This window comes from Klenkia marina, from assembly GCF_900101025.1.
In the GTDB taxonomy this organism is placed as follows: Bacteria; Actinomycetota; Actinomycetes; order Mycobacteriales; family Geodermatophilaceae; genus Klenkia; species Klenkia marina.
The window spans coordinates 319,825-346,116 of record NZ_FMUH01000002.1 but is presented as its reverse complement, the minus strand read 5'-3'; the positions used below and the strand labels follow the sequence as shown (position 1 = coordinate 346,116).

Annotated in this window: 25 protein-coding genes and 1 pseudogene; 15 read left to right on the top strand and 11 right to left on the bottom strand. The window is 75.0% G+C overall.

The annotated features are described in order from the left end of the window. The first annotated feature begins 16 nt into the window (after positions 1 to 16). Complete coding sequence (locus tag BLP29_RS06860; protein ID WP_133379065.1) at positions 17 to 634, top strand: hypothetical protein; 618 nt, start codon at positions 17 to 19, stop codon at positions 632 to 634. A 67-nt stretch (positions 635 to 701) separates the two neighbouring features. Here the strand turns inward: BLP29_RS06860 and BLP29_RS06855 are convergent, their stop codons facing one another. Together BLP29_RS06855 and BLP29_RS06850 are read right to left on the bottom strand one after the other, a co-directional pair. Further along, entirely contained in the window at positions 702 to 1,382 is a 681-nt protein-coding gene (locus tag BLP29_RS06855; protein ID WP_092801678.1) for a hypothetical protein, read from the bottom strand. A 103-nt stretch (positions 1,383 to 1,485) separates the two neighbouring features. Further along, on the bottom strand, positions 1,486 to 1,656 hold the full coding sequence (locus BLP29_RS06850; RefSeq protein ID WP_092801675.1) for a CsbD family protein: 171 nt from the start codon (positions 1,654 to 1,656) through the stop codon (positions 1,486 to 1,488). A gap of 254 nt (positions 1,657 to 1,910) precedes the next feature. Here BLP29_RS06850 and BLP29_RS06845 point away from each other — a divergent pair, with 254 nt between their 5' ends. Beyond that, positions 1,911 to 2,813, top strand: coding sequence for a TetR/AcrR family transcriptional regulator (locus tag BLP29_RS06845; protein ID WP_243469748.1), 903 nt, complete (start codon positions 1,911 to 1,913; stop codon positions 2,811 to 2,813). A 47-nt stretch (positions 2,814 to 2,860) separates the two neighbouring features. Continuing rightward, positions 2,861 to 3,751 carry a Rieske (2Fe-2S) protein gene (locus BLP29_RS06840; protein WP_092801672.1) on the top strand — a complete coding sequence of 297 codons (891 nt, stop codon included), beginning with the start codon at positions 2,861 to 2,863 and terminating at the stop codon, positions 3,749 to 3,751. 12 nt (positions 3,752 to 3,763) lie between these two features. Here BLP29_RS06840 and BLP29_RS06835 read toward each other — a convergent pair whose 3' ends face one another. Together BLP29_RS06835 and BLP29_RS06830 are read right to left on the bottom strand one after the other, a co-directional pair. After that, positions 3,764 to 4,633 (bottom strand): LysR family transcriptional regulator ArgP, encoded by an 870-nt coding sequence (locus BLP29_RS06835; protein ID WP_092801669.1) that lies wholly within the window; start codon positions 4,631 to 4,633, stop codon positions 3,764 to 3,766. 12 nt (positions 4,634 to 4,645) lie between these two features. After that, a complete protein-coding gene (locus BLP29_RS06830) occupies positions 4,646 to 5,224 on the bottom strand; it encodes a winged helix-turn-helix domain-containing protein (RefSeq protein WP_092801665.1) in 579 nt (192 codons plus the stop codon). Positions 5,225 to 5,363: 139 nt separating this feature from the next. Here BLP29_RS06830 and BLP29_RS06825 point away from each other — a divergent pair, with 139 nt between their 5' ends. Then, positions 5,364 to 5,969 carry a LysE/ArgO family amino acid transporter gene (locus tag BLP29_RS06825; protein WP_092801662.1) on the top strand — a complete coding sequence of 202 codons (606 nt, stop codon included), beginning with the start codon at positions 5,364 to 5,366 and terminating at the stop codon, positions 5,967 to 5,969. A 717-nt stretch (positions 5,970 to 6,686) separates the two neighbouring features. On the opposite strand, the pseudogene BLP29_RS21495 reads toward BLP29_RS06825, so the two are convergent. Next, positions 6,687 to 7,613, bottom strand: a pseudogene (locus BLP29_RS21495) (bifunctional lysylphosphatidylglycerol flippase/synthetase MprF); the annotation flags it as partial. Positions 7,614 to 8,248: 635 nt separating this feature from the next. Beyond that, the gene (locus BLP29_RS06815; RefSeq protein ID WP_165839312.1) at positions 8,249 to 9,256 is read right to left on the bottom strand and encodes a lysylphosphatidylglycerol synthase domain-containing protein; all 1,008 of its coding nucleotides are present in this window, start codon (positions 9,254 to 9,256) and stop codon (positions 8,249 to 8,251) included. A 113-nt stretch (positions 9,257 to 9,369) separates the two neighbouring features. Here BLP29_RS06815 and BLP29_RS06810 point away from each other — a divergent pair, with 113 nt between their 5' ends. Both BLP29_RS06810 and BLP29_RS06800 read left to right on the top strand, forming a co-directional pair. Beyond that, a complete protein-coding gene (locus BLP29_RS06810) occupies positions 9,370 to 10,275 on the top strand; it encodes a polysaccharide deacetylase family protein (RefSeq protein WP_092801653.1) in 906 nt (301 codons plus the stop codon). Between the two features lie 50 nt (positions 10,276 to 10,325). Continuing rightward, a complete protein-coding gene (locus BLP29_RS06800) occupies positions 10,326 to 11,063 on the top strand; it encodes a VOC family protein (RefSeq protein WP_207798354.1) in 738 nt (245 codons plus the stop codon). Between the two features lie 15 nt (positions 11,064 to 11,078). On the opposite strand, the gene BLP29_RS06795 is transcribed toward BLP29_RS06800, so the two are convergent. Next, a complete protein-coding gene (locus BLP29_RS06795) occupies positions 11,079 to 12,122 on the bottom strand; it encodes a heparan-alpha-glucosaminide N-acetyltransferase domain-containing protein (protein ID WP_133379063.1) in 1,044 nt (347 codons plus the stop codon). A 123-nt stretch (positions 12,123 to 12,245) separates the two neighbouring features. On the opposite strand from BLP29_RS06795, the gene BLP29_RS20610 reads away from it, so the two are divergent. Beyond that, a complete protein-coding gene (locus BLP29_RS20610; RefSeq protein ID WP_133379061.1) occupies positions 12,246 to 12,653 on the top strand; it encodes a hypothetical protein in 408 nt (135 codons plus the stop codon). A 129-nt stretch (positions 12,654 to 12,782) separates the two neighbouring features. Here BLP29_RS20610 and BLP29_RS06790 read toward each other — a convergent pair whose 3' ends face one another. The 3 genes from BLP29_RS06790 to BLP29_RS06780 all read right to left on the bottom strand — a co-directional run bounded on the left by BLP29_RS06790 (position 12,783) and on the right by BLP29_RS06780 (position 16,231). Next, the gene (locus BLP29_RS06790; protein ID WP_243469747.1) at positions 12,783 to 14,054 is read right to left on the bottom strand and encodes an acyl-CoA dehydrogenase family protein; all 1,272 of its coding nucleotides are present in this window, start codon (positions 14,052 to 14,054) and stop codon (positions 12,783 to 12,785) included. A 150-nt stretch (positions 14,055 to 14,204) separates the two neighbouring features. Next, positions 14,205 to 15,284, bottom strand: coding sequence for a glycosyltransferase (locus tag BLP29_RS06785; protein ID WP_092801644.1), 1,080 nt, complete (start codon positions 15,282 to 15,284; stop codon positions 14,205 to 14,207). Continuing rightward, positions 15,281 to 16,231 carry a phosphodiester glycosidase family protein gene (locus BLP29_RS06780; protein WP_092801641.1) on the bottom strand — a complete coding sequence of 317 codons (951 nt, stop codon included), beginning with the start codon at positions 16,229 to 16,231 and terminating at the stop codon, positions 15,281 to 15,283. Before BLP29_RS06780 ends, BLP29_RS06785 begins: the two co-directional genes overlap by 4 nt. A gap of 148 nt (positions 16,232 to 16,379) precedes the next feature. On the opposite strand from BLP29_RS06780, the gene BLP29_RS06775 reads away from it, so the two are divergent. The 3 genes from BLP29_RS06775 to BLP29_RS06765 are packed head-to-tail and all read left to right on the top strand — an operon-like array spanning position 16,380 to position 19,458. Further along, positions 16,380 to 16,994: a DUF4956 domain-containing protein gene (locus tag BLP29_RS06775; protein ID WP_092801638.1), complete on the top strand. Its 615-nt coding sequence runs from the start codon at positions 16,380 to 16,382 to the stop codon at positions 16,992 to 16,994. Continuing rightward, positions 16,991 to 17,743: a VTC domain-containing protein gene (locus BLP29_RS06770; RefSeq protein ID WP_092801635.1), complete on the top strand. Its 753-nt coding sequence runs from the start codon at positions 16,991 to 16,993 to the stop codon at positions 17,741 to 17,743. The genes BLP29_RS06775 and BLP29_RS06770 overlap by 4 nt, the downstream gene beginning before the upstream one ends. After that, positions 17,740 to 19,458, top strand: coding sequence for a carbohydrate-binding domain-containing protein (locus tag BLP29_RS06765; protein ID WP_092801632.1), 1,719 nt, complete (start codon positions 17,740 to 17,742; stop codon positions 19,456 to 19,458). Before BLP29_RS06770 ends, BLP29_RS06765 begins: the two co-directional genes overlap by 4 nt. Positions 19,459 to 19,592: 134 nt before the next feature. Here the strand turns inward: BLP29_RS06765 and BLP29_RS06760 are convergent, their stop codons facing one another. Continuing rightward, on the bottom strand, positions 19,593 to 21,557 hold the full coding sequence (locus tag BLP29_RS06760) for an acetoacetate--CoA ligase (RefSeq protein WP_092803013.1): 1,965 nt from the start codon (positions 21,555 to 21,557) through the stop codon (positions 19,593 to 19,595). A 91-nt stretch (positions 21,558 to 21,648) separates the two neighbouring features. Between BLP29_RS06760 and BLP29_RS06755 the strand changes: the two genes are divergently transcribed. The 5 genes from BLP29_RS06755 to BLP29_RS06735 all read left to right on the top strand — a co-directional run bounded on the left by BLP29_RS06755 (position 21,649) and on the right by BLP29_RS06735 (position 26,224). Further along, complete coding sequence (locus tag BLP29_RS06755; RefSeq protein WP_207798353.1) at positions 21,649 to 23,502, top strand: glycoside hydrolase family 15 protein; 1,854 nt, start codon at positions 21,649 to 21,651, stop codon at positions 23,500 to 23,502. Continuing rightward, the gene (locus BLP29_RS06750) at positions 23,499 to 24,842 is read left to right on the top strand and encodes a glucose-6-phosphate dehydrogenase (RefSeq protein WP_092801629.1); all 1,344 of its coding nucleotides are present in this window, start codon (positions 23,499 to 23,501) and stop codon (positions 24,840 to 24,842) included. The genes BLP29_RS06755 and BLP29_RS06750 overlap by 4 nt, the downstream gene beginning before the upstream one ends. Further along, positions 24,839 to 25,270: a DUF2237 family protein gene (locus tag BLP29_RS06745; RefSeq protein WP_092801626.1), complete on the top strand. Its 432-nt coding sequence runs from the start codon at positions 24,839 to 24,841 to the stop codon at positions 25,268 to 25,270. The genes BLP29_RS06750 and BLP29_RS06745 overlap by 4 nt, the downstream gene beginning before the upstream one ends. A 5-nt stretch (positions 25,271 to 25,275) precedes the next feature. Further along, on the top strand, positions 25,276 to 25,770 hold the full coding sequence (locus BLP29_RS06740; protein WP_092803007.1) for a glutathione peroxidase: 495 nt from the start codon (positions 25,276 to 25,278) through the stop codon (positions 25,768 to 25,770). Positions 25,771 to 25,864: 94 nt separating this feature from the next. Further along, on the top strand, positions 25,865 to 26,224 hold the full coding sequence (locus tag BLP29_RS06735) for a PRC-barrel domain-containing protein (RefSeq protein ID WP_092801623.1): 360 nt from the start codon (positions 25,865 to 25,867) through the stop codon (positions 26,222 to 26,224). Positions 26,225 to 26,292: the final 68 nt, after the last annotated feature.

Below are 26,292 nucleotides of genomic sequence, written 5' to 3'. Positions count from 1 at the left end.
CGGCATGCTGCCCGGCATGCAGACGTCGACCGGGCGGCCGGCGCGGCGGGCCGGGCTCGGGCTGCTCGCCGGGCTCGGGCTGCTGGCCGGGGTGGCGGCGAAGGCCGCGGACGCCTCCGGGGTGACGTGGCTGGCCGACCTGGGGTCCTACCCGGCCGCGTGGGTGCTCGCCGTCGCGCTCGTCGCCCGGTCGGCAGCGACGGGCAGCGCGGTGTTCTTCGCCGTCATGAGCGCGGGCTACTACGGCTGGGCGGTCGGCGTGCTCGGCTTCGGGCTGCGGGCGAACCTGGTGCTGCTGGCCGCGTGGGTGCTGCTGTCGCTGACCGCGGTGCCGGCCTTCGCCGCCGTCGTCCGCGAGGCGTGCGTGCGGCGCGGTGTGCTGCCGGGGGCGCTGCTGGCCGGGGCGGCGTCGCTGGCACTGGCCGACCGCACGCTGTGGGTGCTGGTCGTCCGGCCCGAGGGGGTGGTCCCGCACCCGGTGCAGGGGGTGGTGTCCGCCGTCGTCGCCCTGGTGGTGGCCGGGGTCCTCCCCCGCCACCACCGCACCCGGGCCGTCGCCCTGGTGCTGCTCGTACCGGCCGCCGTGGTCACCGCCGCCGCCCTCGACGTGCTGTACGGACTGCTCCCCGGCTGACGCCGGGACCCGGACACGGCTCCGGCCCGGCCCCCCGCGGGGGACCGGGCCGGAGCACGGGTGCAGATCAGGCGCCGAGACCGGCCTTGTCCACCTTGCGGTGGAAGCGCATGCCGGCGAGACCGCCGAGCACCGACCCGATCAGCGCGACACCGGCGACGGCCACGGCCACCACCACCGCGGTGGTGGTCAGGTCGCCGTTGCCGACGGGCAGCCGCGGGAAGGCGTTGAGCTGGCCGAGCACGTCGTACTGGTCGCCGGCGACGGCGGCCAGCACGGCCACCACGACGGCGACGACGACCGCGACGCCCCACACGGCGATGCCCTGGCGCATGCCGTGGAAGCGGGCCATGCGGCCGGCCACGTAGCCACCGGAGCAGTAGGAGAGGAAGAGGATCACCAGCAGGGCGATCCCGCCGGTCCAGCCGACGGTCGAGGGGTCGCTGGCGGCCTGGTCGGCGGCCTCGGCCAGCGAGGTGTCGGTGGCCAGCCCGACCGCGGTGCCCGCCGCGGCGACCAGGGCGGTCAGCAGCACGGCCATGCCGGTGGCGGTCAGCCAGCCGAAGAAGGCGGAGCCGATCTTCACGCCGCCGGCGCGCTCCTTCTCGGCCGTGAGGACGTCACGGCGGCTGGGGGTGGCGACCACGGTCTCGGCCGGGGCGGCGTGCGCGGCGGTGCTCGAGGTGGTGGTGGGCGCGGTGGTGCCGGCCGGGGTGGTGGTCGGCCGCGGGTTCGGGTCGATGGACACGGGGGCTCCTCGTCGGGTTCCCCGCGTCGGGCGGGGGTGGTCGGTCAGGTGAGGGGTGGTGCGGTCGGGGTGGGGGATGCCGGGCATCCCCCACCCCCGGCGATCACTTGAAGACGTCCTTGACCTTCTCGCCGGCCTGCTTGGTGTTGCCGGCGGCCTGGTCCCGCTGGCCCTCGGCCTGCAGCTGCTCGTTGTCCGTGGCCTTGCCGACGGCCTCCTTGGCCTCGCCGACGAGCTCCTCGGCCTTGTTCTTGATCTTGTCGATGGCGCTCATGGCACGTCCCTCCCTGGTGGGGCACCCTGTGGTGCCGCGGTGGGTCTGGTCCCTTTGCTCGAAACCAGATCGTCCGCCACTGTTCCTACGGTGTAAGGCAGTGGCGACGAGCCATTGATGCACCGAATCCAGCGAACCCAAACCTGCGTGACCCGTCTCACACGTCGCACCCCTCGACGTGCCGGGGCATCCGTGCAGTGACACCCTCGACCGCGGACCTGACAAGGCAGGACGAGACGCACGAGGAGGCAGCGGTGGCCGCGCAGACGCCACCCGACCCCGACGACGCGGGCCCGGGCGAGGTGGGGGCCATCGTGGAGGGTGGCATCGAACCGCCCGACCACCCCGACGACCCCGACCTCCCGGAGAACCGCGGTGGCCGGCCCGCGCACCAGCCCACCGGCGTCGTCGACCTCGGCACCCGCGTCCCGCTCGACCGGGAGCGGATCATCCGCGGTGCGATCGAGTTCATCGACCACCAGGGGCTCCCCCTGCTGACCATGCGGCGGCTGGGAGCCGCGCTGGGCGTCGAGGCGATGAGCCTGTACCGCTACGTGCCCAGCCGCGACGACCTGCTCGACGGCGTCGTCGACACGGTGGTCGACGAGCTGTTCTCCGACGACGAGGTGCACCTGGAGCCCCGGCACGGCTGGCAGGACTACCTGCAGCGCCTGGCCCACGGCGTGCGGCGGATCGCCCTGGCCCACCCCGCGGTCTTCCCGCTGGTCGCCTCCCGGCCCCCGGCCGCACCGTGGGTGCGCCCCCCGCTGCGCAGCCTGAAGTGGGTCGAGTCCTTCCTCCGGGCCCTGCAGACCTCGGGGTTCACCAGCGTGCAGTCGGTGGTCGCCTACCGGGCCTACACCAGCTTCCTGCTCGGGCACCTGCTGCTCGAGGTCGCCCAGCGCGGCGTCGCCATCAACGCCGTCGACGACCCCGACGGCTCCCCCACCAGCACCGCGCTCGACCTGGTCGAGTTCCCGCTCATCACCGAGCTCCAGCCGCTGCTGTCCCTCGACGAGACGCTGGCCGAGTTCGAGGAGTCGCTCGAGAGCCTGCTGGACCGGCTGCAGGCGATGCTCGAGAGCGGGTCGCGCCACCTGCCCTCGCTCGCCGTCGAGGAGGCCGACCTCGAGGAGCCACCACCCTCCGGGATGTGATCCGCACGGTCCGGTTCCATCCCCTCGAGGTCGGGTAGGGCGGCACGATGAGCCTGCTCGGATTCCTCGACCGGATCGCCGACTCCCCCGCCCTCGACGGCGCCGACCGCCCGGCGCGCGACGCCGTCCAGGCAGCACTGCGCCCGCAGGGCCTCAAGGACGCCCTGCACGGCACCTGGCTGGGGCACCCGCTGCACCCGGTGCTCGCCCAGGTGCCGGTGGGGTCGTGGCTGGCCGCCGGGCTGCTCGACGCCGTCCCGCCGCTGCGCCCGGCGGCCACCGTGCTGATCGGCACCGGGGTGGCCGCCGCCGTCCCCACCGCACTGGCCGGGTCGGCCGACTGGTCCGAGCAGGAGGTCGGCGTCCGCCGGGTCGGGCTGGTGCACGCCGCGCTCAACACCGTCGCGCTCGGGCTCTACGCCGGCTCGCTGGTCGCCCGCCGCCGGGGCTCGGGCACCACCGGCCGGGTGCTGGCCTACGCCGGTCTCGCGCTGGCCGGCGGCTCGGCTGCCGTGGGTGGGCACATGAGCTACGCGCAGAGCTCGGGTGCCTCGCACGCGGCCACCGCCGCCCGGTCGCTGACCCACGACTGGGTGGACCTCGGCCCGCTGGCCGACCTGCCCGACGGCGAGCCCGTGCGCCGGTCGGGCGAGGGCACCGGTGAGCCCGTGGCGCTGGCCGTCGTGCGGCGGGGTGACCGGGTCGACGTCCTGCTCGACGCGTGCGCGCACCTCGGCGGCCCGCTGTCCGAGGGCACCGTGACCCGGGTGCGCGGCCGCGACTGCCTGGTCTGCCCCTGGCACGACTCGGCCTTCGACCTCGAGAAGGGCCAGCCCACCCGCGGCCCGGCCGCCGTCCCGCAGGAGAAGCTGCTGGTGAGGGTCGAGGGCGGCCGCGTGCTCGCCCGCCTTGCCGGCCGCCACACCGGCGACGACTGAGCCGGCGCCGGGTCAGCCGAGCGCGGCGGCTGCGGCGGCGCGGACGGCGTCGGCGACGCGGTCCAGGCTGGGCGAGCGCAGCCGCCACTGCTGCCACCACAGCTCGACCTCGACCGCGCCCCCGGCGTCCAGTTCGACGAGGCCGTCGTCGGGGCCGGTCTGCAGGTCGGGGACCATGCCCCAGCCCATGCCCCACCGCACCGCGGCCAGGTAGTCGGCGCTGGAGGGCACGTGGTGGGTGGGCGGGGGCGGCCCGTCGCCGGCGCGCCGGCGCAGGTAGTGCGCCTGCAGGTCGTCGGTGCGGTCGAAGACCACCACGGGGGCCCGCCGCAGGGCCGCGGGGGTCACCCCGTCGGTGAACCAGCGGTCGGCCACGGCGCGGGCCGCCACCGGGCGGTAGGTCATCGCACCCAGCCGGGTGGCCGTGCACCCCGGGACGGCGACGGGGTCGGCGGTCACCGCGGCCATGACGCTGCCGTCGCGCAGCAGCGCCGAGGTCATCGTCTGGTCGGCCACCCGCAGGTCCAGCTGCACGTCGGCGGCCAGCGGGGCGACGGCGGGCAGGAACCAGGTGGCCAGTGAGTCGGCGTTCACCGCCAGCGGCAGCACCGGCGGCCCCGCCGTCCCCTCGTCCCCGGTGAGCGCGGTGCGGGTGTCGGCCACCAGCAGCTCCACCTGGCGGGCCAGCCGCAGGACGGCGGCCCCGGCCGGGGTCGGGACGACGGGACGGCTGCGCACGAGCAGCACCTGGCCGGTCGAGGTCTCCAGCGCACGCAGCCGCTGGCTGACCGCCGAGGGGGTGACGTGCAGCAGCCGGGCCGCGCCGTCGAGCGTGCCGGCCTCGACGGCGGCCGCCAGCGCCTGCAGCTGGGGGAGGTCCACGGGCCGCGGACCCTAGGGCTGCTGCTCGTCGGACAGCAACGACCACACGTAGTGCGCGGTGACCAGGTCGGCACCTGCCTGGTCACGCCGCCAGCCGACGTCCTCGTACCGGTGCCACACGGCAGCCACCTCGGCCTGCAGGGCGACCATCTCCTCGCGGGTGAGGCGCAGGCGCCCCATGCCCAGGGCGTGCTCCCCGTCCCGCTCGGCCCCCGTGCCGGACCGACGTTCCAGCGTGGCCGCGATGCGGGCGCGCAACGGAGAGAGGTAGGCGTCGACGAGGGCCAGCCGACCCGCCGGGTCGTCGACCGCGCTCAGCCGGATGTCGTAGCGCAGCGCCGGGGCCTCCCACAACCGTTCCCGGCCGTCCCCGCCCGGCGTCGCCCGCCGCACCAGACCCACCCGCTGCAGCTCGCGCAGGTGGTAGCTCATCGAGCTCGGGCTGACCCGGGTCCGCCGGGCGAGCTGGGTGGCCGTCATGGGCACCTGGCTGGCGAACAGTTCCTCGAACGCGATGAAGCGCACGGGCGAGGCGATGACGGCGAGCTGAGCCGCGTCGTCGAGCTCCAGCACCTCCGCCTTGTCGTCCACACCGTCTCCGTCCGCACGCCGGCCAGCTGCGCAGCACGCTAACCCGCCCGGTGCCGCCGCTGCACGACCAACAGCTGTGCTGTCGGTACGTCACGAACACGCATGCTGCTGTCGCGGCCGGGCACCTACGTTCTGCGCTGTGGGAGCTGCTGCACTGGCCGGGCTCGGCCTGGGTCTGTCGTTGATCGTCGCCATCGGCGCGCAGAACGCGTTCGTGCTGCGCCAGGGCCTGCGGCAGGAGCACGTGCTCGCCGTGGTCGCGGTGTGCACCGCGTCGGACGTCGTCCTGATCCTGGCCGGGGTCGGCGGCACCGGCGCCCTGCTGGGGCGGGCGCCCTGGTTGGTCACGGCGGTGCGGGTGGCCGGGGCGGCGTTCCTGCTCGGCTACGCGGTGCTGGCCGCCCGCCGGGCGCTGCGCCCCGCCGTCCTGGCCACCGACGCCGGTGGGTCACGGGCGCCGCTGGCCCCGGTGGTCGGCACCGCGCTCGCGCTGACCTGGCTGAACCCGCACGTCTACCTGGACACCGTGCTGCTGCTGGGCTCGATCGCCGGCACCCACGGGGAGCACCGCTGGTGGTTCGCCGCCGGTGCGTGCACGGCCAGCGTCGTCTGGTTCGTCGGTCTCGGGTTCGGGGCGCGGGCCCTGCGACCGGTGTTCGCCCGGCCGGCCGCCTGGCGGGTGCTCGACGGGGTGATCGCCGCGGTGATGGCCGTCCTCGCCGTCTCGTTGCTGGCCGGCCTCTGACCCCCGGGCCCGTCGGGCCGCCCGGGCACGGTCGAGAGCATGGCGGCCGACGGTGAGCACCAGGACGACGCCGACCACCGACACCGCGTGCTGGACGTCGGCGATGCCCCGGTCGAGCAGGATCCCGCCGGCCATCGCCAGGGCCAGCGCCCCGCCGGCCCCGCGGCGCAGGCGACCGGCCGGCAGCCCCACCACCAGCGCCGCGACCAGCGCCCAGCACCCGGCCGAGGTGCCGCCGTCGACCTCGCGCAGGTGGTCCAGGGCCGCGCCCGAGCCGACCGCCGCGGCCACCCGCAGCCCGACGACCACCGGCACCGAGCCGAGCAGGTCGCCGGCGAAGAAGCCCACCGCCGCCCAGCGACTGCCGAACCGGGCCTCCGCGACCGGGACGACCACCGCCAGCAGCACGTTCACCCAGGCCAGGCCCGGGCTGGCCTGCACGACCGGCGAGGTCAGCAGCCGCCACAGCTGGCCGTGCGCGAGCAGGTCCCACGACGAGCCCGCGGCCGCGAACAGCTGCTGGTGCACCGCCGGGTCGTAGGCGCTGGACAGCATCAACCACAGCTGGACGGCGACGAACGCCGTCGTCACCGGGAACCGGCGCACCAGCGAGCCGGCCCGCACCAGCGGCGAGCGCGGGTCGGGCAGCTCGCCGAGCCGGGCGACGGCCACCGCGACCCGCGGCAGGGCGCTGTCCCCGCTGGTCACGAGGTAGCGGGGCTCCCAGCGCGGCGCCCACTTGCCCTTGAACGCGCGCAGGCCGGGGTAGTCCAGCAGCACCCCGCCGTGGTCGTACAGGGCCCGCATCACCCGGGCCGGGACGCCGGGTTGGTCGGCCAGGCCGGTGAACGGGGCCAGGCCGAGGTTCATGCCGGTGGCGCCGGCCGCGGCGAACCGCTCGCCCATGCCGATGAACAGCTGGTCCATGACCCCGTTGACCGACCCGGGCCGGCGGCGCATGAGGTCGAAGCTGCGCTCGCGGCCCTGGTGGGTCGGGAGCGTGTTGGCGAAGGCCTGCACCCGGCCGTCGGCGTCCACGACGGCCAGCACCGGGGTCTGCCGCAGCTGCTCGGCGTCGAACTGGCCGAGGGTGAACGTGCGCTCGCGGTGCTCGCCGTCGGCCGACCAGGCGTCGGACACCTCCCGCAGGCGGTCGAGGTCGGCGTCGGTGAGCGGGTGCGCGAGCTCGACCACCCGGTAGCCGGCCCGCTCGCAGCGGCGTACGGCCGACCGGATCGACTTGCCCGCTCGGCCCTCGGGTGCGACGGCGCCGTCGAGCGGGACGACGGCCTCGTCGCCGATCTTGTACGCGCGCAGACCGAGCGGCTCGAGGTCGGCCAGCTCGGCCTCGGTGACCTGGTGGAAGCCCGGCGTCCAGCCGTTGCGGCGGCACAGCTCGAGGAACTCCTCGGCCACCGCCCGCCGGCTGCCCGGCGCGCCGATCGGGCCGCCCAGCGCGACCGCCGTCCGGCCGTGCAGGCCGTACCCGACGAAGGCCTCGCCGTCGGCGCCGACCAGCCAGCGCTTGTCGGGCAGCAGCTGGAAGTGCGCCAGCGACGTGGTCGCGTACCGCTCGAGCAGCGCGGCGACGGCCGCCCGGTCGGCCTGGCGCTGCCGGCCGCCCGAGACCGCGGCCACCAGCATCGCCGCCCCGACCAGGACGACGGCCAGCGCGGCCCCGCGCGAGGCCGACACCAACCAGCCGGCGTGCCGGGTCAGCGGCTGCTCGTCGACGGGCAGCATGAGCAGCAACCGGGCGGCGTCGGCGACCGAGCCCCAGAACGTCGTCCCACCGCGGAACTGGTCGTCGAGCTGGTAGAGCCCGACGGTGGCGACGGTGCCGACCAACGCGGACCCGCCGGCGAGCACCGCGATGCCGCGGCGCACGAGCATCGGGTCACCGCGGGCGACGAACGCCCTGCCGCCGAGCCCCACCCCCGCGGTCAGCACGGCCAGCAGGATCGACACCGGCCAGTGCCGGTGCACCACGAGCGACCCGACGGCGGCGGCCGCGAGCGCGGCGACGGCGGCCAGCCATGCGGCCCGACGGCCCCGCAGCAGCGCCCGGACGACGAGCAGCAGCACCAGCCCGGCGCCCAGCAGCAGGTAGCGGCCGCCCTCCACCGCTGCGACCGCCCCCTCGAACGGCCGCAGCCCGGGGACCGGTCGACGGTGCGGGTGCGGCACCACGGCGACGACGGCGGCCAGCGACGCCACGCCCACGACCAGGGCGACCAGCGCGCTGACCCGGCGCACCCATCGCCCCTGCCCGACCACGGTCACGCCGCCACCTCCGCACGCGCGGTGATCCACGCCAGCCCGCCGACGGCGAGCGGCACCCAGAACTCGGCGACCCGGAACAGCAGGGTCGCGGCGGCGGCCACGCCCAGCGGCACCCCGCCCACGGTGAGGGCGGCGGCCGCGCCCACCTCGGCGGCGCCGACCCCGCCCGGGACCGGTCCCAGGATCGCCGCCACGCTGGCCAGCACGTACGCCGACAGCGCCAGCCCGAGGTCCGCTCCCCCGCCGACGGCGGCCAGCGCCGCCCACAGCATGAGCACGCCGGCGACGTCGACCACGGTGGCGGCCAGCAGCGGCGGCAGAGCGCGGGCCGGACGGCGGGTGACCAGCTCGGCGGCCCGCACCAGCTCCTGGGCGCGCTCGGGGTCGGGCTGCTCGACCGGGCGCCGCAGCACCCGCGCCCTCACCCGCAGGGCCCACCCGGCCAGCCGGTGCAGCGCGGCCGGACGGCGCACGGCCAGCACCGTGAGCGCCACCCGCGCCGCGCAGAGGGCCAGGAACAGCACCCCGGCGAGCAGGTCCAGCGCGGTCAGCTGGTGGTGTGCGCCCAGCACGCCGAAGCCGGCGACCATGACCAGCAGGAAGCCCAGGTCGGTGACGGTGGCGGCGAGCAGGTAGCCGCTGGCCACCTCGGCCCGGGCCATCCCGCGGCGCCGCCCGGCCCGGGCCATCGCCGTGAGGCCGGCCAGCCCGGCGGAGGTGACCACCGAGTTGAGCGCGACGGCGGCGACCGCGCCGCGCGCGACCTCGGGCAGGTCGGCCGCGCGCACCCGGGTGACCGCGGCGAGGGCACCGGCGTGCAGCGCGACCCAACCGGACCACCACAGCAGCAGGGCGGCGGCGAGCACCAGCACCCAGCGCGGGTCGCTCAGGTGCACCGTGGTGCCGGTCAGGTCCTCGCGGTGGGTCCAGGCCACCGCCACCACCACGACGCCCACCGCTGCGGCGAGCGCCAGCCGTCGTCCCGTCGTCGCTGCACCCGTCACGTCCGGTGACGGTAGGACCGGTGGGGGCCCGCGGACCCGGCTCCCAGCCGACTCACAGCGCGACATGGCGAACTGGCAGCCGGCTCCCAGCTGCCGGGCGGTAGAACTGCTGCATGAGCAGCAGCAGGAGGCAGTTCCTCGGTCGCGCCGGGCTCGGCATCGGCGGGCTGGCGGTGGGCGGAGCGGTCGGCGGCACCCTGGGCACCGTGCTCACCCGCAGTGACGACGACGTGCGCGACGAGGCGCGGGCCCGGGCGCAGGAGCAGTTCATGGAGGCCGGCGGAGCCGCCGACGAGGGCGAGTCGGTGGCCCGGCTGGGCACCCACCGGGTCGTCTGGAACACCACGGTGACCTCACCGATCGCCTGCATCAGCTTCGACGACGGCCCGACGCCGGAGTACACCCCGCGGATCCTCGAGGCACTGGCCGCCGCCGGGGTGACCGCGACGTTCAACGTCATGGGCCACAACGCCGTCGCGCACCCCGACCTGCTGCGCGAGGTGGTCGCCGCCGGGCACGAGATCGGCAACCACACCTGGGACCACCAGGACCTCACCACGCTGACCGCGGCCCAGACGCGCGAGGAGCTGGTGCGCTGCCGCGACGAGGTGGCCGCGATCATCGACGCGCCGTTCACCAGCTTCCGGCCACCGCGCGGCGAGATCACCGGCTACGCGCTGCGGGTGGCCGCCGAGCTGGGCTACGACACCTACATCTGGTCGGTCACCCGCGGGCCCGGGGACAAGAAGGAGGTCTCCGAGATCGGCGACTACATGGGCCGGACGGTGATCGCCGGCGACGTCCTGGGCCTGCACGACGGCATCGGCCGCGGCACCTTCGACCCCGACGCCTCGTTCGCGAAGGCCCTGGCCGAGCGGCGCGAGCTGGAGGTGCAGGCGCTGCCCTCGGCGCTGCAGCAGATCGCCGACCGCGGCATCACGCTGATGAGCGCGAACCGGCTGCTGGCCCTCAGCGAGGCCGAGCCGGTCGGCGGCCAGCCCGCGACGACGGTGGACTGACCACTGCTCAGCTCTGGGGCGGGGTCACCTCGCCCGCCGGCTTCTCGATCATGGCCTTCGACGTCCCGCCCGGCCGCACCTTCGACCAGGGGTTCGACCCCCTCTACGTCTCGGCGCGCGGGGACGACGCCGAGGAGATCACCCGGTGCTTCACCGGGCTGGCCGACGGCAGCACCGTGCGGGCAGCCCTCGGCCCGGCCGGGTTCTCCCGCTGTACGGCATGGTCACCGACCGGTTCGGCGTCACCTGGGTGCTGGACGTGGCCCCCTCCTGGTGACCCGTGGGTGGGGCAGGATGACCGGGTGAGCACCTGGGAGCAGTCCCGCAACGCCGAGCGGCGCGCTGCCGTCCGGTCCGCGGCCGCCGTGCTGTGCCTCCTGCTGGCGGTCTCGCTGCTCTCCACCTGGGTGACCGAGACCGCCGGCCGGCCCGACCGCGACGTGCTCGGGCTGGGCTACGGCCCGGCGGCGAGCGCCCGGGACGCCGACGGCTCCACGGGGGCGGCGCTCGCGTTCTCGGTGCCGGTGCTGCTGGTGCTGGCCACCGCCGTCGCTGCCGCGCTGGTGTCGGCCGACCCGGGCCGGCGGCGCTCGCAGGTGCTCGCCGGCCTGGGGGCCACCGGCACGGTGGTGCTGCTGCTGGTCGTGCTGGTCGTGTCCGTCGACGACGACCTGGCGGGCGGGCACACCGGGCTCGCGCTCGCCCTGGGCGCCTGCGCCGGGGCCGCCGCCCTGGGGTTCCGGACCGCCGCCGTCGACCTGGACCGCAACCGCGACGCGGCGCGCTGAGCACGTGGGGGGGGGTCAGATGCGCACGACGATCCCCCGCCGGGCCAGCACCTGGCACACCGCCCACACCACGACCACGGAGAACGCCGCGTAGAGGTAGGCCGACGTCGTGGCCGTCGTCCGGTCGGTCAGCCACCCGACGACCGCCGGCTGGACGTCGTACCGCAGCACGGCGCGGAACAGCAGCTCCGACAGCGCGAAGGCCACGATCGCGTTGAGGCCCAGCACCTCCGCCGGGCGGAACGGGCGCCGCACCCCGCGGACGTCGACCAGCCAGATCGCCGCGGCCAGCACGAGCAACCCGACACCCCCGGCGACCAATACGAACGAGGGCGTCCAGAGCCGCTTGTTGACCGGCAGCAGCGGGGCCAGCACCAGACCCAGCGCCAGGAGCACCCCCGCGCCGGCCAGCATGCGGGACAGCGCACCGCGGGCGCCGCGTTCCACCAGCGCCCGGCCGGCCAGCACACCGATGAAGACGGTGACCGCGCTGGGCAGGTACGAGTGCGGCGCCTCGGCGGAGAAGTCGAGCCCGAGCAGGTCGTCGAACCAGTGCGCCCAGCTCGCGTCGGGCTCGACCGCCGTCCGGCCCGTGCCCGGGACCGGCACGAGCACGGCGACCAGCGTGAGGACGGCGAGCACCGCCGCCGCGGTGGGCACCTGGGCGCGACGGGGCAGCCGGAGCAGCAGCCAGCACAGCAGGTACGCCCCGGCGATGTGGCCGAGCACCCCGGCGCCGACCGAGTCGAACCCGTACTTGGCGACGACGATCAACCACCCGAGCAGGGCCAGCTTGAGCACGCGGACGAGCACGGCCCGGGGCCGGTCGGCGCGGCGCGAGAAGGGCATCGACACCCCGACGACCAGCAGGAACACCGGGAAGACGACGTCGGCCAGCCGCAGCCCGTGCCAGGGGGCGTGCACGAACTGCTCACCGATCTCGGCGTTGCCGCGGTTGTCCACGAACAGCATGCCGACGACGGCGAGCCCACGGGCGACGTCCACGCCGTGCAGTCGCACCTTCTCCACGGCCTCGCCCGCCCTGCGCCCGGATCCCACCCGTCCATGGTGGGTGGGCACAGGCTCCGCGCACCGGTTCCGCAGCGACCTCGGAGCACCTCCACAGCGTTCTCCGAGGTCGCGGGAAAACCGTGGTCGCAGGAACCGATCGAGGAGGACGCCATGCAGTCGACCACCACCATGCTGCGCGAAGAGGCCCGCACCGTCCCGCTGGGCACCGCACCCGACGACCTCGCCGCCACCCTCGACGCCCTCGCCGGCTACGAGCAGGTCGCGCTCACCGGCGTCGCCACGATGATGGGCGACGCCCGGGTCGCGTCGCTGCGCACCTGCATCGGGGCCACCCAGGACGCCGTCGACGTCGCGGCCGCGACCCGGCATGTGCTGGCCCGCAACACCCCCGCGAGCAGCGCGGTCTGGCGCTCGGTGCTGGGCACGGCGGTGCACGCCCTGGACCGCGCGGCGCACTGCGGGGCGCAGAACCTGGAGGTCCGCGCCTGCCGCCTGCAGGCCGAGGCCGCCGCGGAGACCGCGCACCGCTGCCGCCAGCTCCGCGCCCGCCTCACCTGAGCTCCGGCGCCGCCGCATCCCGGTCCGGCGTGGATCAGCTGGGTCCACCAGAGGCCGTCCTGGCTCACCGGCGTCGGTGAACCAGGACGGAGTTGGATCAACCCAGCTGATCCAGGCCGAGCGGACGGGTCAGGTGAGGGGGGAGCGGGGCAGCATGCGGTCGCTGATGATCCGCTTCTGGATCTCGCTCGTGCCCTCGAAGATCGTGGTCAGCCGGGCGTCGCGCCAGTGCCGCTCGACCTGCCGCTCGGTGGTGTAGCCGTTGCCGCCGTGCAGCTGCATGGCCTGGTTGGTCACCCGCACCGCCATCTCGGTGGCCTGCAGCTTCACCATCGCCGCCTCGCGCTCGCACGGGACGCCGACGTCGAGCAGGTGGGCCACCTGCCGGTAGAACGCTCGCGACTCCTCGACCTGCGCGGCCATCTCGGCCAGGGCGAACCGCAGCGCCTGGAAGTCGCCGATCGGGTGGCCGAACTGCTCGCGCTCCTGCAGGTAGGTGGTGGTGTCCTCGACCGCGGCCCGGGCCAGGCCCACCGCACGGGCGGCGGTGTGCACCCGGGCGGTGTTCAGGAAGGCCTGCGCCTCGGCGAACCCGGCCTTCGAGCCGCCGTCGCCGTCGCCGTCCCCGGGGCCCACGATGAGGTCGTCAGCCGGGATGCGGACGCCGTCGAACTCCAGGTCCCAGGTCAGGAAGCCGTGGTAGCCGACCTTGTCGATCGGGTAGCCGGAGAGGCCCGCGGGGAACGAGCCGCGCTCCTTGGCCAGCAGCACGTTGCGCAGCCCGCGCGAGCGGGACTCCCCCGGCTCCGGGTCGGCCACCCGCACCAGCACCTGGATGAAGTCGGCGGCCTTCGCGTTGCCGCACCAGCGCTTGTGCCCGGTGATCACCCACTCGTCGCCCTCGCGGACGGCGCGGGTCTGCACGTTGGCGAGGTCGGAGCCGGCGTCGGGCTCGCTGAGCGCCACGGCCCCGATCCACGACCCCTCGGCGGACTTCCGCAGCAGCGTCGCGCGCCGGTCGGGGTCGGCGACCGAGGTGCCCATGCCCTGCGAGCGGGCCAGGATCGAGGCCACGCTCATCCACGCCCGCGCCAGCTCCTCGCTGACCATGCAGTACTCGAAGACGCCGAGGCCCAGCCCGCCGTGCTCGCGGTCGACGGTGATGCCGAAGTACCCGAGCTCACCGAGGCGCTCGAGGATGCGCTGCGGGATCTCGCCCTTCTGCGGGTCGAGCTCGTTCGCCACCGGCAGCACCTCGTCCGTGGCGAACGCCCGCGCCTGCAGCTGCAGGGCCTCGCGCTCGGGGGTGTGCCACGGCGGCAGCAGGTCGGGCCGGCGCGGCTCCATCTCGACGGTGCCGGTGGTGGTCTCGTCGGTCGCAGCGGTCTGCGAGGTCGTCACAGCGGTCTCCTGCACGTCGTCGGGCGGGTTCGGTGCCAAGTTACCGGCGGGTAACCAACGAGGCACCCGCGCCGGTCGAGATCACACCCCGCCGGCCGCCCGCCCGCGACCCGGCACGGCGGCTCGGACGGTCACCACGCGTGCATCCGGTCAGCGCACGCCGCGACCGGATCGCTGCAGGATGACCGGCTGCGCGGGGAGCGACCGGACGGCGCGGCGGCGGCGGAAGACGGCGCAGCGCTGCACCGTGAAGCTCACCGCCACCAGCGTCACCTCGGTGGTCAGCTTCGCCGCCAGCAGCGGTACCCCCACCCAGGTCAGCGCCGAGATGAGCGCCAGGTTCGACCCCAGCAGCACGCCGGCGAGGGCGACGTACCCGAGCAGCGACCGCCGACTGCGCGGCGCGGAGAACACCACGCGTCGGTTGACCTGGAAGTTCACCGTCCCGCTCAGCAGCCGGGCGCCCACCACCGACACCCACAACGACCCGGTCAGCGCGCCGAGCACGAGCAACGCCACCAGGTCGACGGCGAACGCGCTCAGCGACGACAGCAGGAACAGCGCCAGCGGCCGGTACACCCGCAGCGAGTCGCGCACCGGGGAGAAGTGCGAGGAGGCGTTGCCCTCGAGGTAGACGGTCGCGATCGGCACCTGGTCGATCGGGGTGCCGCGCCGGGCCGCCTCCAGCAGCACCCGCAGCTCGTACTCGAAGCGGTCGCCGGTGACGTCCAGCAGCCAGGGCAGCAGGTCGGGGGCGAACCCGCGCAGCCCGGTCTGGGTGTCGGCCAGCGCCCGACCGGTGGCGGCCCGCACCAGGACGGCGGACACCCGGTTGCCGACCCGCGAGCGCAGCGGCACGTCGTCCCCGCCGAACGACCGGACCCCCAGCACGATGCCGCCCCCTGTGCCGGTCCCGGCGGGCACGGCACGGGCCACCCGGACGACGTCCTCGGGCAGGTGCTGGCCGTCGGCGTCCGCGGTGACCACGGCCGACCCGGGCGACACGAGGGCGACGTGGGCGAACCCGCTGCGCAGCGCCGCACCCTTGCCCCGGTTCACCCCGTGGTGCAGCACCGTGGCGCCCAGCGCCCGGCAGTCGTCGAGCACCGGGCCCGGCGAGCCGTCGTCGACGACGAGCAGGTCGAGGTGCGGGTCCAGGCGGCGCAGGGCCGACAGCAGCGCGGGCAGCCGCCCGTCGGGCCGGTACGCCGGGACCAGGACGGTGGTCACGCGATGTACAGGACGTCGGAGGTGCCGCGCTCGGTGCCCTTGCCGAGCGGGTCGTTCACCAGCGCGCCGTCGAACACCATCGTCGAGGAGCCGCCGCCGTCGATGTTGTAGGCGGTCACCGCACCCAGCCCCACGAAGATCTCGGCCAGCTCGGGCAGCGTGACGCCCTCGCTGTAGCCCTCGGCCCGCCCGTCGACCACCACGAACACCAGGTGGTTGCTGTCGATGACCCCGACGGCGGTCCGCGGCTGGTCGCCCTGGATCGAGTGGTTGCCGACGTTGGTGTCCACCTCCACGGAGTCGATCCCGGCGACCACCGCGCCCCCGGAGACGATCGCCGGGCCGAACGAGAGCGTGTTCCAGACCCCGTCGGCGACCAGCTGCGCGGCCGTCGTCGCCGTCTCGTCGTAGACGCGCACGGTGCCGTCCCGGTGGAAGGCCAGGCCCTCCCGTGCGCCGGCGTCGCGGTAGGCCACCCCGTTGCGGATCACGATGCCGGTCTCCCGGAACCCGTAGTAGTCGCCGTTGACCGCCCACACCGCGCCGACGGAGGCCGCGATGTCGGACGGGTCGGCGGTGATGTTCAGCCCGAACTCGTCGTTCGCGAACGCCGAGCGCAGCACCGTGGCGTCGGTGAGCACGACGTCGGCCACGAAGTAGGTCACCGTGGCGTCGCCGCTGCCGGTGACGACGGTGGAGATGGTGATCGAGGCCTGGTCGGAGGTGTAGGCGGCGCCGTCGACCGTGCCGTTGGTGGTGGTCGTCGTCCCCTGGTCGGCGCCGGAGGCGGCCTCGTAGGCCGACGCGTTCGACACCTCGACGTGGTCGATGACGAACCGGTCGAGCGCCCACCACGACCCGCCGCCCGCGGCGGCGGCCAGCACGCCGGCGGCGCCGCCGAGGAAGGCCCGTCTGCTGATGGTCCGGGTGGGTGCGGGAGCAGTCATGAGGACGACGGTGGAGCGCCTCCCCCAGCGCCGGCTGTGCGCCGCGTGAGCGCCCGATGCGCACAGGAACCGCTCAGCCGTCGCTCGGCCACCACCTGGTCAGGCCCTCGACGGTGGGCACCACACCACCCCCGACGAACGGACCGTCATGCCCCAGCTCGTGCTCCTCGCCGCCGATCTCGTCGCCGTCGGCGTCCTGGTCCTCGGCGTCTACTTCCCCCGGCACCGGCGCCGCGACCTGGTCGCGGCCTACCTCGGGGTGAACGTCGGCGTGCTGGCCGTGTCGACCGCGCTGAGCTCCAGCACGGTCGGCGTCGGCCTGGGCCTGGGCCTGTTCGGGGTGTTGTCGATCATCCGGCTGCGCTCGACCGAGCTGGCCCAGACCGAGGTCGCCTTCTACTTCGCCGCCCTCGCCCTGGGCCTGCTCGGGGGGCTCGGCGCGGGCACCACCGGCGCCGAGCTGCTGGTCGGGGCGCTCATGGCCCTCGTCGTGGCGGTGATGTGGGCCGGCGGTCACCCGCGGCTGATGCGCAGCTACCGCCAGCAGCAGGTGGTCCTGGACCGCGCGTTCACCGACGAGGCGGCCCTGGTCGCCCACCTCGAGCAGCTGTTCGACGCCCGGGTGCACCAGGCGACGGTGCAGCGGGTCGACCTCGTCGACGACACGACCACCGTCGACGTCCGGCTCGAGCTGGGCGTCCGGCAGCCCGCGCACCGCCCCGCCGTCCCGGTCGAGCCGCAGCTGACCGGCGCCCTGCGGTGACCGGCCCGGCCCGCCTGCGCGGCACGCTCGCCGAGCTGCCCCCGGTCACCCTCGACGAGCTCGTCGGCACGGCCGCCCTGCTGACCCGGGTCGACCGCAAGTACGTGCTGACCCCCGACGCCGCGGCCACCGTGCTCGGCCGGCTGCCCGGTGCCCGGGTGCTGACCATCAGCGGGCAGCGCAGCTTCGGCTACGACTCGCTCTACCTCGACACCCCCGCGCTCACCGGGTTCCACCTCGCCGCCCGCGGCCGGCGGCGCCGGTTCAAGGTGCGCCGACGCACCTACACCGACAGCGGCGAGCACTGGGTGGAGGTGAAGACCCGCGGCCCGCGCGGGGCCACCGTCAAGGACCGCACCCCCGGCGACGGCCCGGCCCGCGACTTCGTGGACGACGTCCTGGCGCGGTCCGGGGTCGGGCTGGTCGGTGACCTCGTGCCGGTGCTGGGCACCCGGTACTCGCGCTCGACCCTGCTGGTCGGGCTCGCTCGGGTCACGGTCGACACCGACCTCGTGTGGCGCACCCCGGGCGGGCGGCTGCTCCCCCTCGTCGAGCGGGTGGTGGTCGAGACCAAGTCCGGCTCCGCCCCCTCGGCGGCCGACCGGCTGCTCTGGCGGGCCGGCCACCGCCCCGCCCGCATCTCCAAGTACGGCACGGGCCTCGCCGCCCTGCACCCCGACCTGCCGCGCAACCGCTGGCACCCCGTCCTGACCCGTCACCTCCTCGACCACTCCATGGAGACCTCGTGAACCTGCGCCGCATCCGCACCGCCCTCGTGGCCGGTGCCGCCGCCACCCTCGTCGCCGCCTGCGGCACCACGTCCACCGGCACCACGACCACGGCCTCCTCCGCCGAGGTCGTCGCGGCCTCCGCCAGCACCGTCGAGGAGACCCTGGCCGCGAACGACGGCTGGGTGACCTCGTCGTCCGTCGGGTCGGGCACGGCGATCTCGCTGGAGGGCGACACCGCCTCCTCCGACTCCTCCGCCGTGACCGTGGACGGGAACACCGTCACGATCACCGCTGCCGGCACCTACGTGCTGTCGGGCACGTTCGAGGGCCAGGTCGTCGTCGACGCCGCCGACACCGAGGACGTCGTCCTCGTGCTGGACGGCGCCACCATCACCTCACCCACCAGCGCGGCGATCGCGGTGACGGACGCCGAGACCGTCGTCCTGTCGCTCGCCGACGGGACCACGAACACCCTGGCCGACACGGCCGAACACGCCGACGACGGCACCAGCGCGGCAGTCGACTCCAGCGCCGACCTGGTGATCACCGGCACGGGGTCGCTCACCGTCACCGGGGCCTCGAACGACGGCGTCAACAGCTCCGACGGGGTCACGATCGAGTCCGGGACGATCACCGTCGACGCCGCCGACGACGGGATCCGGGGCCAGGACTCGGTGGTCGTGCTCACGGGCGACGTCACCGTCACCGCCGGCGGCGACGGCCTGAAGAGCGACGACACCGAGGACACCACCCGCGGCTACGTCTACGTCGCCGACGGCACGGTCACCGTGACCGCGGGGGACGACGGGGTGTCCGCAGCGACCGATGTCGTCCTCGGCGGCGGGATCCTCGACGTGGCCACCGACGGGGAGTCGGCGAAGGGCGTGGAGGGCGACGTGAGCGTGGTCATCGGCGGCGGCGACCTCACCGTGGACTCCACCGACGACGCCCTGCACTCGAACGGCGCGATCTCGATCACCGGCGGCACGCAGACGCTCACCGCCGCGGACGACGGGGTGCACGCCGACGCCGACCTCACGATCTCCGGCGGCACGCTGACCGTGGTCGACGCGGTCGAGGGCCTGGAGAGCGCGGCGATCACCCTCTCGGGCGGGACGACGACGGTCACGGCCTCGGACGACGGGGTCAACGCCTCGGCCGGGTCGACGTCCGACACCGGCGGCGGCACGGGCGGCGGGGGCATGCAGGACGACGGCAGCACGCTCACCATCAGCGGGGGCACCCTGGTGGTCAGTGCCGAGGGCGACGGCCTGGACTCCAACGGCTCGATCAGCATCACCGGCGGGGACACCACCGTCTTCGGGCCCACCGGCGACGGCAACGGGGCGCTGGACAGCAACGGCGGCATCGCGGTCAGCGGCGGCACGCTGGTGGCCGGCGGCAGCTCCGGCATGGCCGAGTCCCCCGGCACCGACTCCGCCCAGGGCTGGCTGGCCTGGTCGGGGACGGCGACCGCGGGCTCGACCGTGGTGGTCACCTCGGCCGACGGCACCGTCGTGGCCAGCTACACCGCGGAGAAGGCCATCGCCTCGCTGGTGGTCTCGGCGGCCGGGATCACGACCGGCGAGACCTACTCGGTCTCGGTCGACGGCGGCACCGCGACGACGGTCACCGCGGGCGAGGCAGCGGCGGGCGGGATGGGCGGCGGCACGGGCGGCGGTGGCTTCGCCGGCGGCGGCCCGGGCGGCGGCGGCCAGCCCCCCACCCGCTGACCTCGCTCCCACCTCACCCCACCCCACGCCCCGCCCCCGGAGGCGTCACATGACGCTGAGGACCCACTTCCTGCCGATTCTGGGTCCTCAGCGTCATGTGACGCCGGGGGGTGGGGGTGGGGGTGGGGTGAGGGTCAGCGGACGCCGCGGTCGGCGGCCAGCGCCACGTAGTGCTGCACGACCTCGGCGTCGTCGACCGCGCCGAGGTTCAGGGCCTTCTCCGGCGGGACGCCCTGGAACAGGCGCTTGAGCGGGACCTCCAGGCGCTTGCCGGTGCGGGTGTGCGGCACGCCGGGGACGACGAGCACCTCGTCGGGCACGTGCCGCGGGCTGGCCTCGCGCTTCACCGCCTCGCGGATCTCGGTCACCAGCGCGTCGGTCAGCTCGAACCCCGGTGCCAGCTGCACGAACAGCGGCATCCAGTAGCCGCCGTCGCGCTGCTCGACGCCGAGCACCACGCAGTCGGCGATGGCGGGGATGCTCTCGACCGCGGCGTAGAGGTCCGCCGTCCCCATGCGCACGCCGCCGCGGTTGAGCGTGGAGTCCGAGCGGCCGGTGATGATGCAGCTGCCGGTGGGGGTGATCTCCAGCCAGTCGCCGTGCCGCCACACACCGGGCCACGGCTCGAAGTAGGCCTCCCGGTAGCGCGAACCGTCGGCGTCGGCCCAGAAGCGCAGCGGCATCGTGGGCATCGGCTCGGTGACCACCAGCTCGCCGAGCTCCCCCACCACCGGGTGGCCGTCCTCGTCCCACGACGCGGCGGCGACCCCCAGCATCGGTCGCTGCAGCTCTCCGGCCACCACCGGCAGCAGCAGCGACGAGCCGATGAACCCGGTGGCCACGTCGGTGCCGCCGGACAGCGAGCCGAGGAACACGTCGGGCTTCACCGCCGCGTACACCCACTCGAACGTCGACGCCGGCAGCGGCGACCCGGTCGACCCGATCCCCCGCAACGCCGACAGGTCGTGCGCATCACCAGGGCGCAGCCCGGCCTTCTCGCACGCGGTCAGGTACCCGGCGCTGGTACCGAGGTAGGTGGTGCCGCAGCGCTCGGCGACCGCGAACTGGGCGTCGAGCGACGGGAAGCCCGGGGCGCCGTCGTGCACCACCAGCGTCGCGCCGGTCAGCAGCGAGCAGGCCGCGATGTTCCACATGATCCAGGCGGTCGAGGCGTACCAGGAGAACCGGTCGCCGGGCCCGATGTCGATGTGCAACCCGGCCTGCTTGAGCTGCTCGATCGCCACCCCGCCGTGCCCGTGCACGATCCCCTTCGGCAGCCCCGTGGTGCCCGAGGAGTAGACGATCCACAGCGGGTGGTCGAAGGGCAGCGCCTCGAACACCGGCGGCTGGAGGTCGGCCACCGCCTCGGCCCACGGCAGCGCGTCGGCGGGGACCTCGGCGTGCAGGCGGGGCAGCGCGATCGTCGTCCGCACGGTGGGCAGCGCGGCCCGCAGGTCGGCGACGACGTCCCGGCGGTCGTGCTCGCGGCCGCCGAACCGGTAGCCGTCGCAGGCGACCAGCACCACCGGCTCGATCTGGGCGAACCGGTCGAGCACCGCGCGCGGGCCGAAGTCCGGCGCACACGCCGACCAGACGGCGCCGATCGAGGCGCAGCCGAGGAAGGCGACGACCGCCTCGGGCACGTTGGGCAGGTAGCCGGCCACCCGGTCGCCGCGCTGCACCCCGAGCCGGCGCAGCGTCGCGGCGAAGGCGCCCACCTGACCCCGCAGGTCGGCCCAGGACATCGATGCGGGATCGCTCAGTCCCTCGGCGGTCTCGTGCACCGACACGATCGCCGGCCGGTCGTCGGTGGCGTGCCGCAGCGCGAGCTGGGCCAGGTTGACCGTGCGCCGCGGGAACCACTCGGCCCCGGGCATCGCCCGCGACCCGAGCACCTCGTCGTCGGTGACCGGCTCCTCGCCCTCGAAGACGTCGAACCAGGTGGCGACGTCGGCCCAGAACTGGTCCAGGTGCGACGTCGACCACGCCCAGATCTCGTCGTAGCCGCGCAGCGGGATGCCGCGGCGGTCGGCGGCCCAGGCAGCGAACCGCCCCAGCTGGGAGGCGGCGATGGATTCCGGTGTCGGCGACCACAGCATCACCCCCCGCACCCTGCCAGATCCCGGGGTTCGGGCGCCGGTCGATCGGGCAGGGGAGGCAGGACGACGAGCCGACACCGAGGAGACACCTGTGCCGACCCGCCCGCTGACTCGAGACCGCGGTCAGCTGCCCATCGAGGACCACGGCCTGATCGGGGACGGCGCCACGTGCGCGCTGGTCGCCCGCGACGCATCCATCCCGTGGCTGTGCCTGCCCGAGTTCGACTCCCCGCCGTTCCTGGCCGGGATCCTGGACCACGAACGGGGCGGGTCCCTCGACCTCGAGCTCACCGGCCTGCAGAGCGCCGACCAGCGCTACCTCGACGACACCGGCGTGCTGGTCACCGAGCTGCACGGGCCCGACGGCGTCGTCGAGGTCACCGACTGCCTCACCCTGCGCGCCGGCGCCGACCTCACCGAGCTGGTGCCCGGCGGCCGCTCGGAGCTGCTGCGCCTGGCCCGCGTGGTCAGCGGCACCGCCGAGCTCACCGTGCGCCTGCGCCCCCGCGACGACGTGCAGGTGCGCGAGGAGGGCGGCGGCTGGGCCCTGCACTGGCCCACCCGGCCCGAGCTGCGGCTCACCCTCTGGTCCTCGCACCCGCTCACGGTCGGCGACGACGGCGTGCTCGGCGGCACGGTCACCCTGCGCGCCGGCGACCCGCTCACCGTCGCGCTGCACTGGTCGGGCAACACCCGCCTGCAGGACCGGCAGGACCCGGAGACCCTGGTGCAGCAGACCGCCGCCGCCTGGCGGGCCTGGGCCGCGCGCATCCGGTACGAGGGCCCGCAGCGGGCGCTGGTCCGCCGCTCGGCGCTGACGCTCAAGCTGCTCGACCACGCCGCGACCGGCGCGATCATGGCCGCCGCCACGTCGTCGCTGCCCGAGGACGTGGGTGGCGTGCGCAACTGGGACTACCGCTACACCTGGGTGCGCGACGCGGCGTTCAGCGTGTACGCGCTGCGCCGCATCGGGCTGACCACCGAAGCCGACTCGTTCCTGGCCTGGACGCTCACCAACGCCGAGCGCGACGGCGGGCCGAAGATCATGTACGCCCTCGACGGCGGCCAGCCGCCGGAGGAGTGGGAGGACCCCGGCCTGCGCGGCTGGCGCGACTCCGCGCCGGTGCGGTGGGGCAACGGCGCGGCCGGGCAGACCCAGCACGACGTCTACGGCGAGCTGATGGACGTCGCCCACCAGTGGACGACCGACGGCGGCCAGGTCGACGAGCACCTCTGGACGGCGCTGTCGGCGCTGGCCGAGCAGGCCATCGACCAGTGGCGGACCCCCGACCAGGGCATCTGGGAGATCCGCAGCGCCGGCCGCCCGTTCACCTACTCGGTGGCCATGTGCCAGGTGGCGGTCGACCGTGCGCTGCGCATCGCCGAGCGCTGCGGCCTGGACCACCCCCGCGAGCGCTGGCGGGCCGCGGCCGAGGAGATGCGGGCCGCCGTCCTCGAGCGGTCGTGGGACGGCGAGCGGGGCACCTTCACCGAGCACCTCGCCGAGGAGGGCACCGCGAACGACGGCGGGCTGGACGGCTCGCTGCTGGCCTTGCCCCTGCGCGGCGTCGTCCCCTTCGACGACCCGAGGATGGTGGCCACCGTGGAGAAGGTGCGCGCGCACCTCGACGCCGGCGACGGCCTGCTGTACCGCTACCTGCACAGCGAGTCAGACGACGGCCTGCCCGGGCAGGAGGGCGCGTTCCTGCTGTGCAGCTTCTGGCTGGTGGACAACCTGACCGGCCAGGGCCGCCTCGACGAGGCCGAGGCGCTCTACGACTCGCTGTGCGCCCGCGCCACCCCGCTGGGCCTGCTCAGCGAGGAGATCGACCCCGGGGACGGTTCGTTCCTGGGCAACTTCCCGCAGGCGTTCAGCCACCTCGGCGTCATCGCGTCGGGGTGGAAGCTGGCGCAGGCCCGACGCGCAGAGGCAGGCCGCTCGTGAAGCGCTCGTTCGTCGTCCTCGGGGGGTCCGGCGACCTCACCGGCCGGCTCCTCCTGCCCTCCCTCGCCGAGCTGTACGAGCGCGGTGTGCTCGACGGCGACGTCGAGGTGCTCGCCGTCAGCCAGCAGGACTGGGACGACGACGCCTACCGGGACTGGGCGCGCCAGCGGCTGACCGCGCACGCCGCCGACCTCGCCGAGGACGCCCGCGAGCGGGTGGTCGCGCAGCTCGGGCACCAGCCCGGCGACGTGACCAGCCCCGACGACCTGCGGCGGGCGCTGGAGCGGGTGGACGGCGTGCCCGTGGTCTACCTGGCGCTGCCCAACACCGTCTTCCTGCCCGCGCTCACCGCGCTGCGGGAGGTCGGGCTGCCCGACGGTGCCCGCGTGGTGGTCGAGAAGCCGTTCGGCACCGGCATCGAGGACGCCCACGAGCTCAACGAGGTGCTGCACGGCCTGGTGCCCGAGGAGGCCGTGTTCCGCATCGACCACTTCCTGGCCAAGCAGACCGTGCTCAACGTGCTGGGCCTGCGGTTCGCCAACCGCGTCTTCGAGCCGGTGTGGAACGCCCAGCACGTCGAGGCCGTCGACATCGTGTTCGACGAGGACCTGGGCCTGGAGGGCCGCGCCGGCTACTACGACAAGGCCGGCGCACTGCGCGACATGCTGCAGAACCACCTGCTGCAGCTGCTGGCCGTCGTCGCGATGGAGCCGCCGCAGGCCCTGGACGCCGCGACCCTGCAGGCCCGCAAGGCCGACGTGCTGCGGGCGGTGCAGGCCGAGGTCGCCAGCAGCGTGCGGGGCCGGTACACCGCCGGCACCATCGGCTCCCGCGAGCTGCCGGCCTACGCCGACGAGGACGGCGTCGACCCGGCGCGGCAGACCGAGACCTACGCCGAGTTCACCGTGACCGTCGAGAACTGGCGCTGGAGCGGGGTGCCGTTCCGGCTGCGCACGGGCAAGGCGCTGGGCACCAAGCGCAAGGAGATCGTGGTGCGGTTCAAGCCCGTGCCGCACCTGCCCTTCGCCGACGAGCAGCCCGAGCCCGACGTCCTGCGGCTGCAGCTGTCGCCCGACGGCATCGCGCTGGAGATCAACCTCAACGGCGCCGGCGACCCCTTCGACCTCGAGCGCGAGGTGCTGCGGGCCACCTCGCCCGAGCAGGAGCTCCCCGCCTACGGCCTGCTGCTGCGCGAGATGCTGGCCGGCGACCCGACGCTGTCGATCTCCGACGTCGAGGCCGAGCAGGGCTGGCGCATCGTGCAGCCGGTGCTCGACGCCTGGGCCGCCGACGAGGTCCCGCTGGCCGACTACCCCGCCGGCTCGGACGGACCGGCATGACCCCGTACGTGCCCGGCGAGCGCAACGTGCTCGGCGGGCCGCTCGAGGAGTGCGGCAACGACCCGGTCACCGGCTTCTACCGCGACGGCCACTGCTGCACCGGCTCCGAGGACATCGGCAGCCACACGGTGTGCGCGGTCGTGTCGGCGGAGTTCCTGGCGCTGCAGGCCGGGTTGGGCAACGACCTCACCACGCCGCGGCCGGAGTTCGGCTTCCGCGGGCTGACCCCGGGCGACCGGTGGTGCGTGGTCGCCGTCCGGTGGCGGCAGGCGTACGAGGCGGGGGCGCCGGCCGGGGTGGTGCTGGCCGCGACCAACCTGCGGGCGCTGGAGGTCGTGCCGCTGGAGATGCTGCGGGCGCAGGCGGTCGACGTGCCCGACGACCTGTCCGGGTGGGGGGAATCCCCGCCGCCGGCCGCCGGTTCGTGACCTGCGTGACCGATCTGCGCACCGCGGCCGTGACCACCCTGCAGGGCGAGCCGACCACCCTCGGCGAGCTGACCGGCGGGCGCGCCGCGCTGGTGGTGAACGTGGCCAGCCGGTGCGGGCTCACGCCCCAGTACACCCAGCTCGAGCAGCTGCAGCGCGAGTACGGCGACCGCGGGTTCACCGTCGTCGGCGTGCCGTGCAACCAGTTCGCCGGCCAGGAGCCGGGCTCGGCGGCCGAGATCGAGGAGTTCTGCTCGGCCACCTACGGCGTCACCTTCCCCATGACGGCGAAGGTCGAGGTCAACGGGCCGGACGCCGACCCGCTGTTCCGGGCGCTCACCGCCGTGCCCGACGCCGCGGGCGAGGCCGGGGACGTCCAGTGGAACTTCGAGAAGTGGCTGGTCTCGGCCGACGGCGAGGTCGTGGGCCGGTTCCGACCGCGCACCGAGCCCACCGCACCTGAGGTGCGGGCCGCCCTCGAGGCCCAGCTGACGGCGTAAGTCTCCCGGCCCGAGACGGTTGCGCACGATCGTCCCTGGGCACCCCCGACCCGACCGGCTCCCGACGGGGGCCACCGAGCACGGAGGACACCGCATGATCCCCGCTGGCAACATCCGCGACTGGCGCGGCGAGAACGTCGTCGACCCCGAGGGCCACAAGATCGGCACCCTCGAGTCGATCTACGTCGACGTCGTCAGCGACGAGCCCTCGTTCATCGGGGTCGAGGTCGGCGGGCTCATCGGCGGCAAGTCCATCGTGTTCGTCCCGCTGAAGGACGCCACCGTCGGCCCGCGCGAGGTGCGCGTGACCTACGCCCGCGACCTGGCCAAGGCCGCGCCGAGCATCGACACCGACGGGGAGCTCGCCGCCGCCGAGGAGCCCAACGTCTTCGCCCACTACCAGCTGCCCTACGCCACCGGCCCCAATGGCGAACGGCAGCTGGCCCGCAGGTGACGTGATGGAACGACCCCCTCGCAGGGGCCCGGCCCGCATGTGCGCGGGCCGGGGGGCGAGGGGGTCCT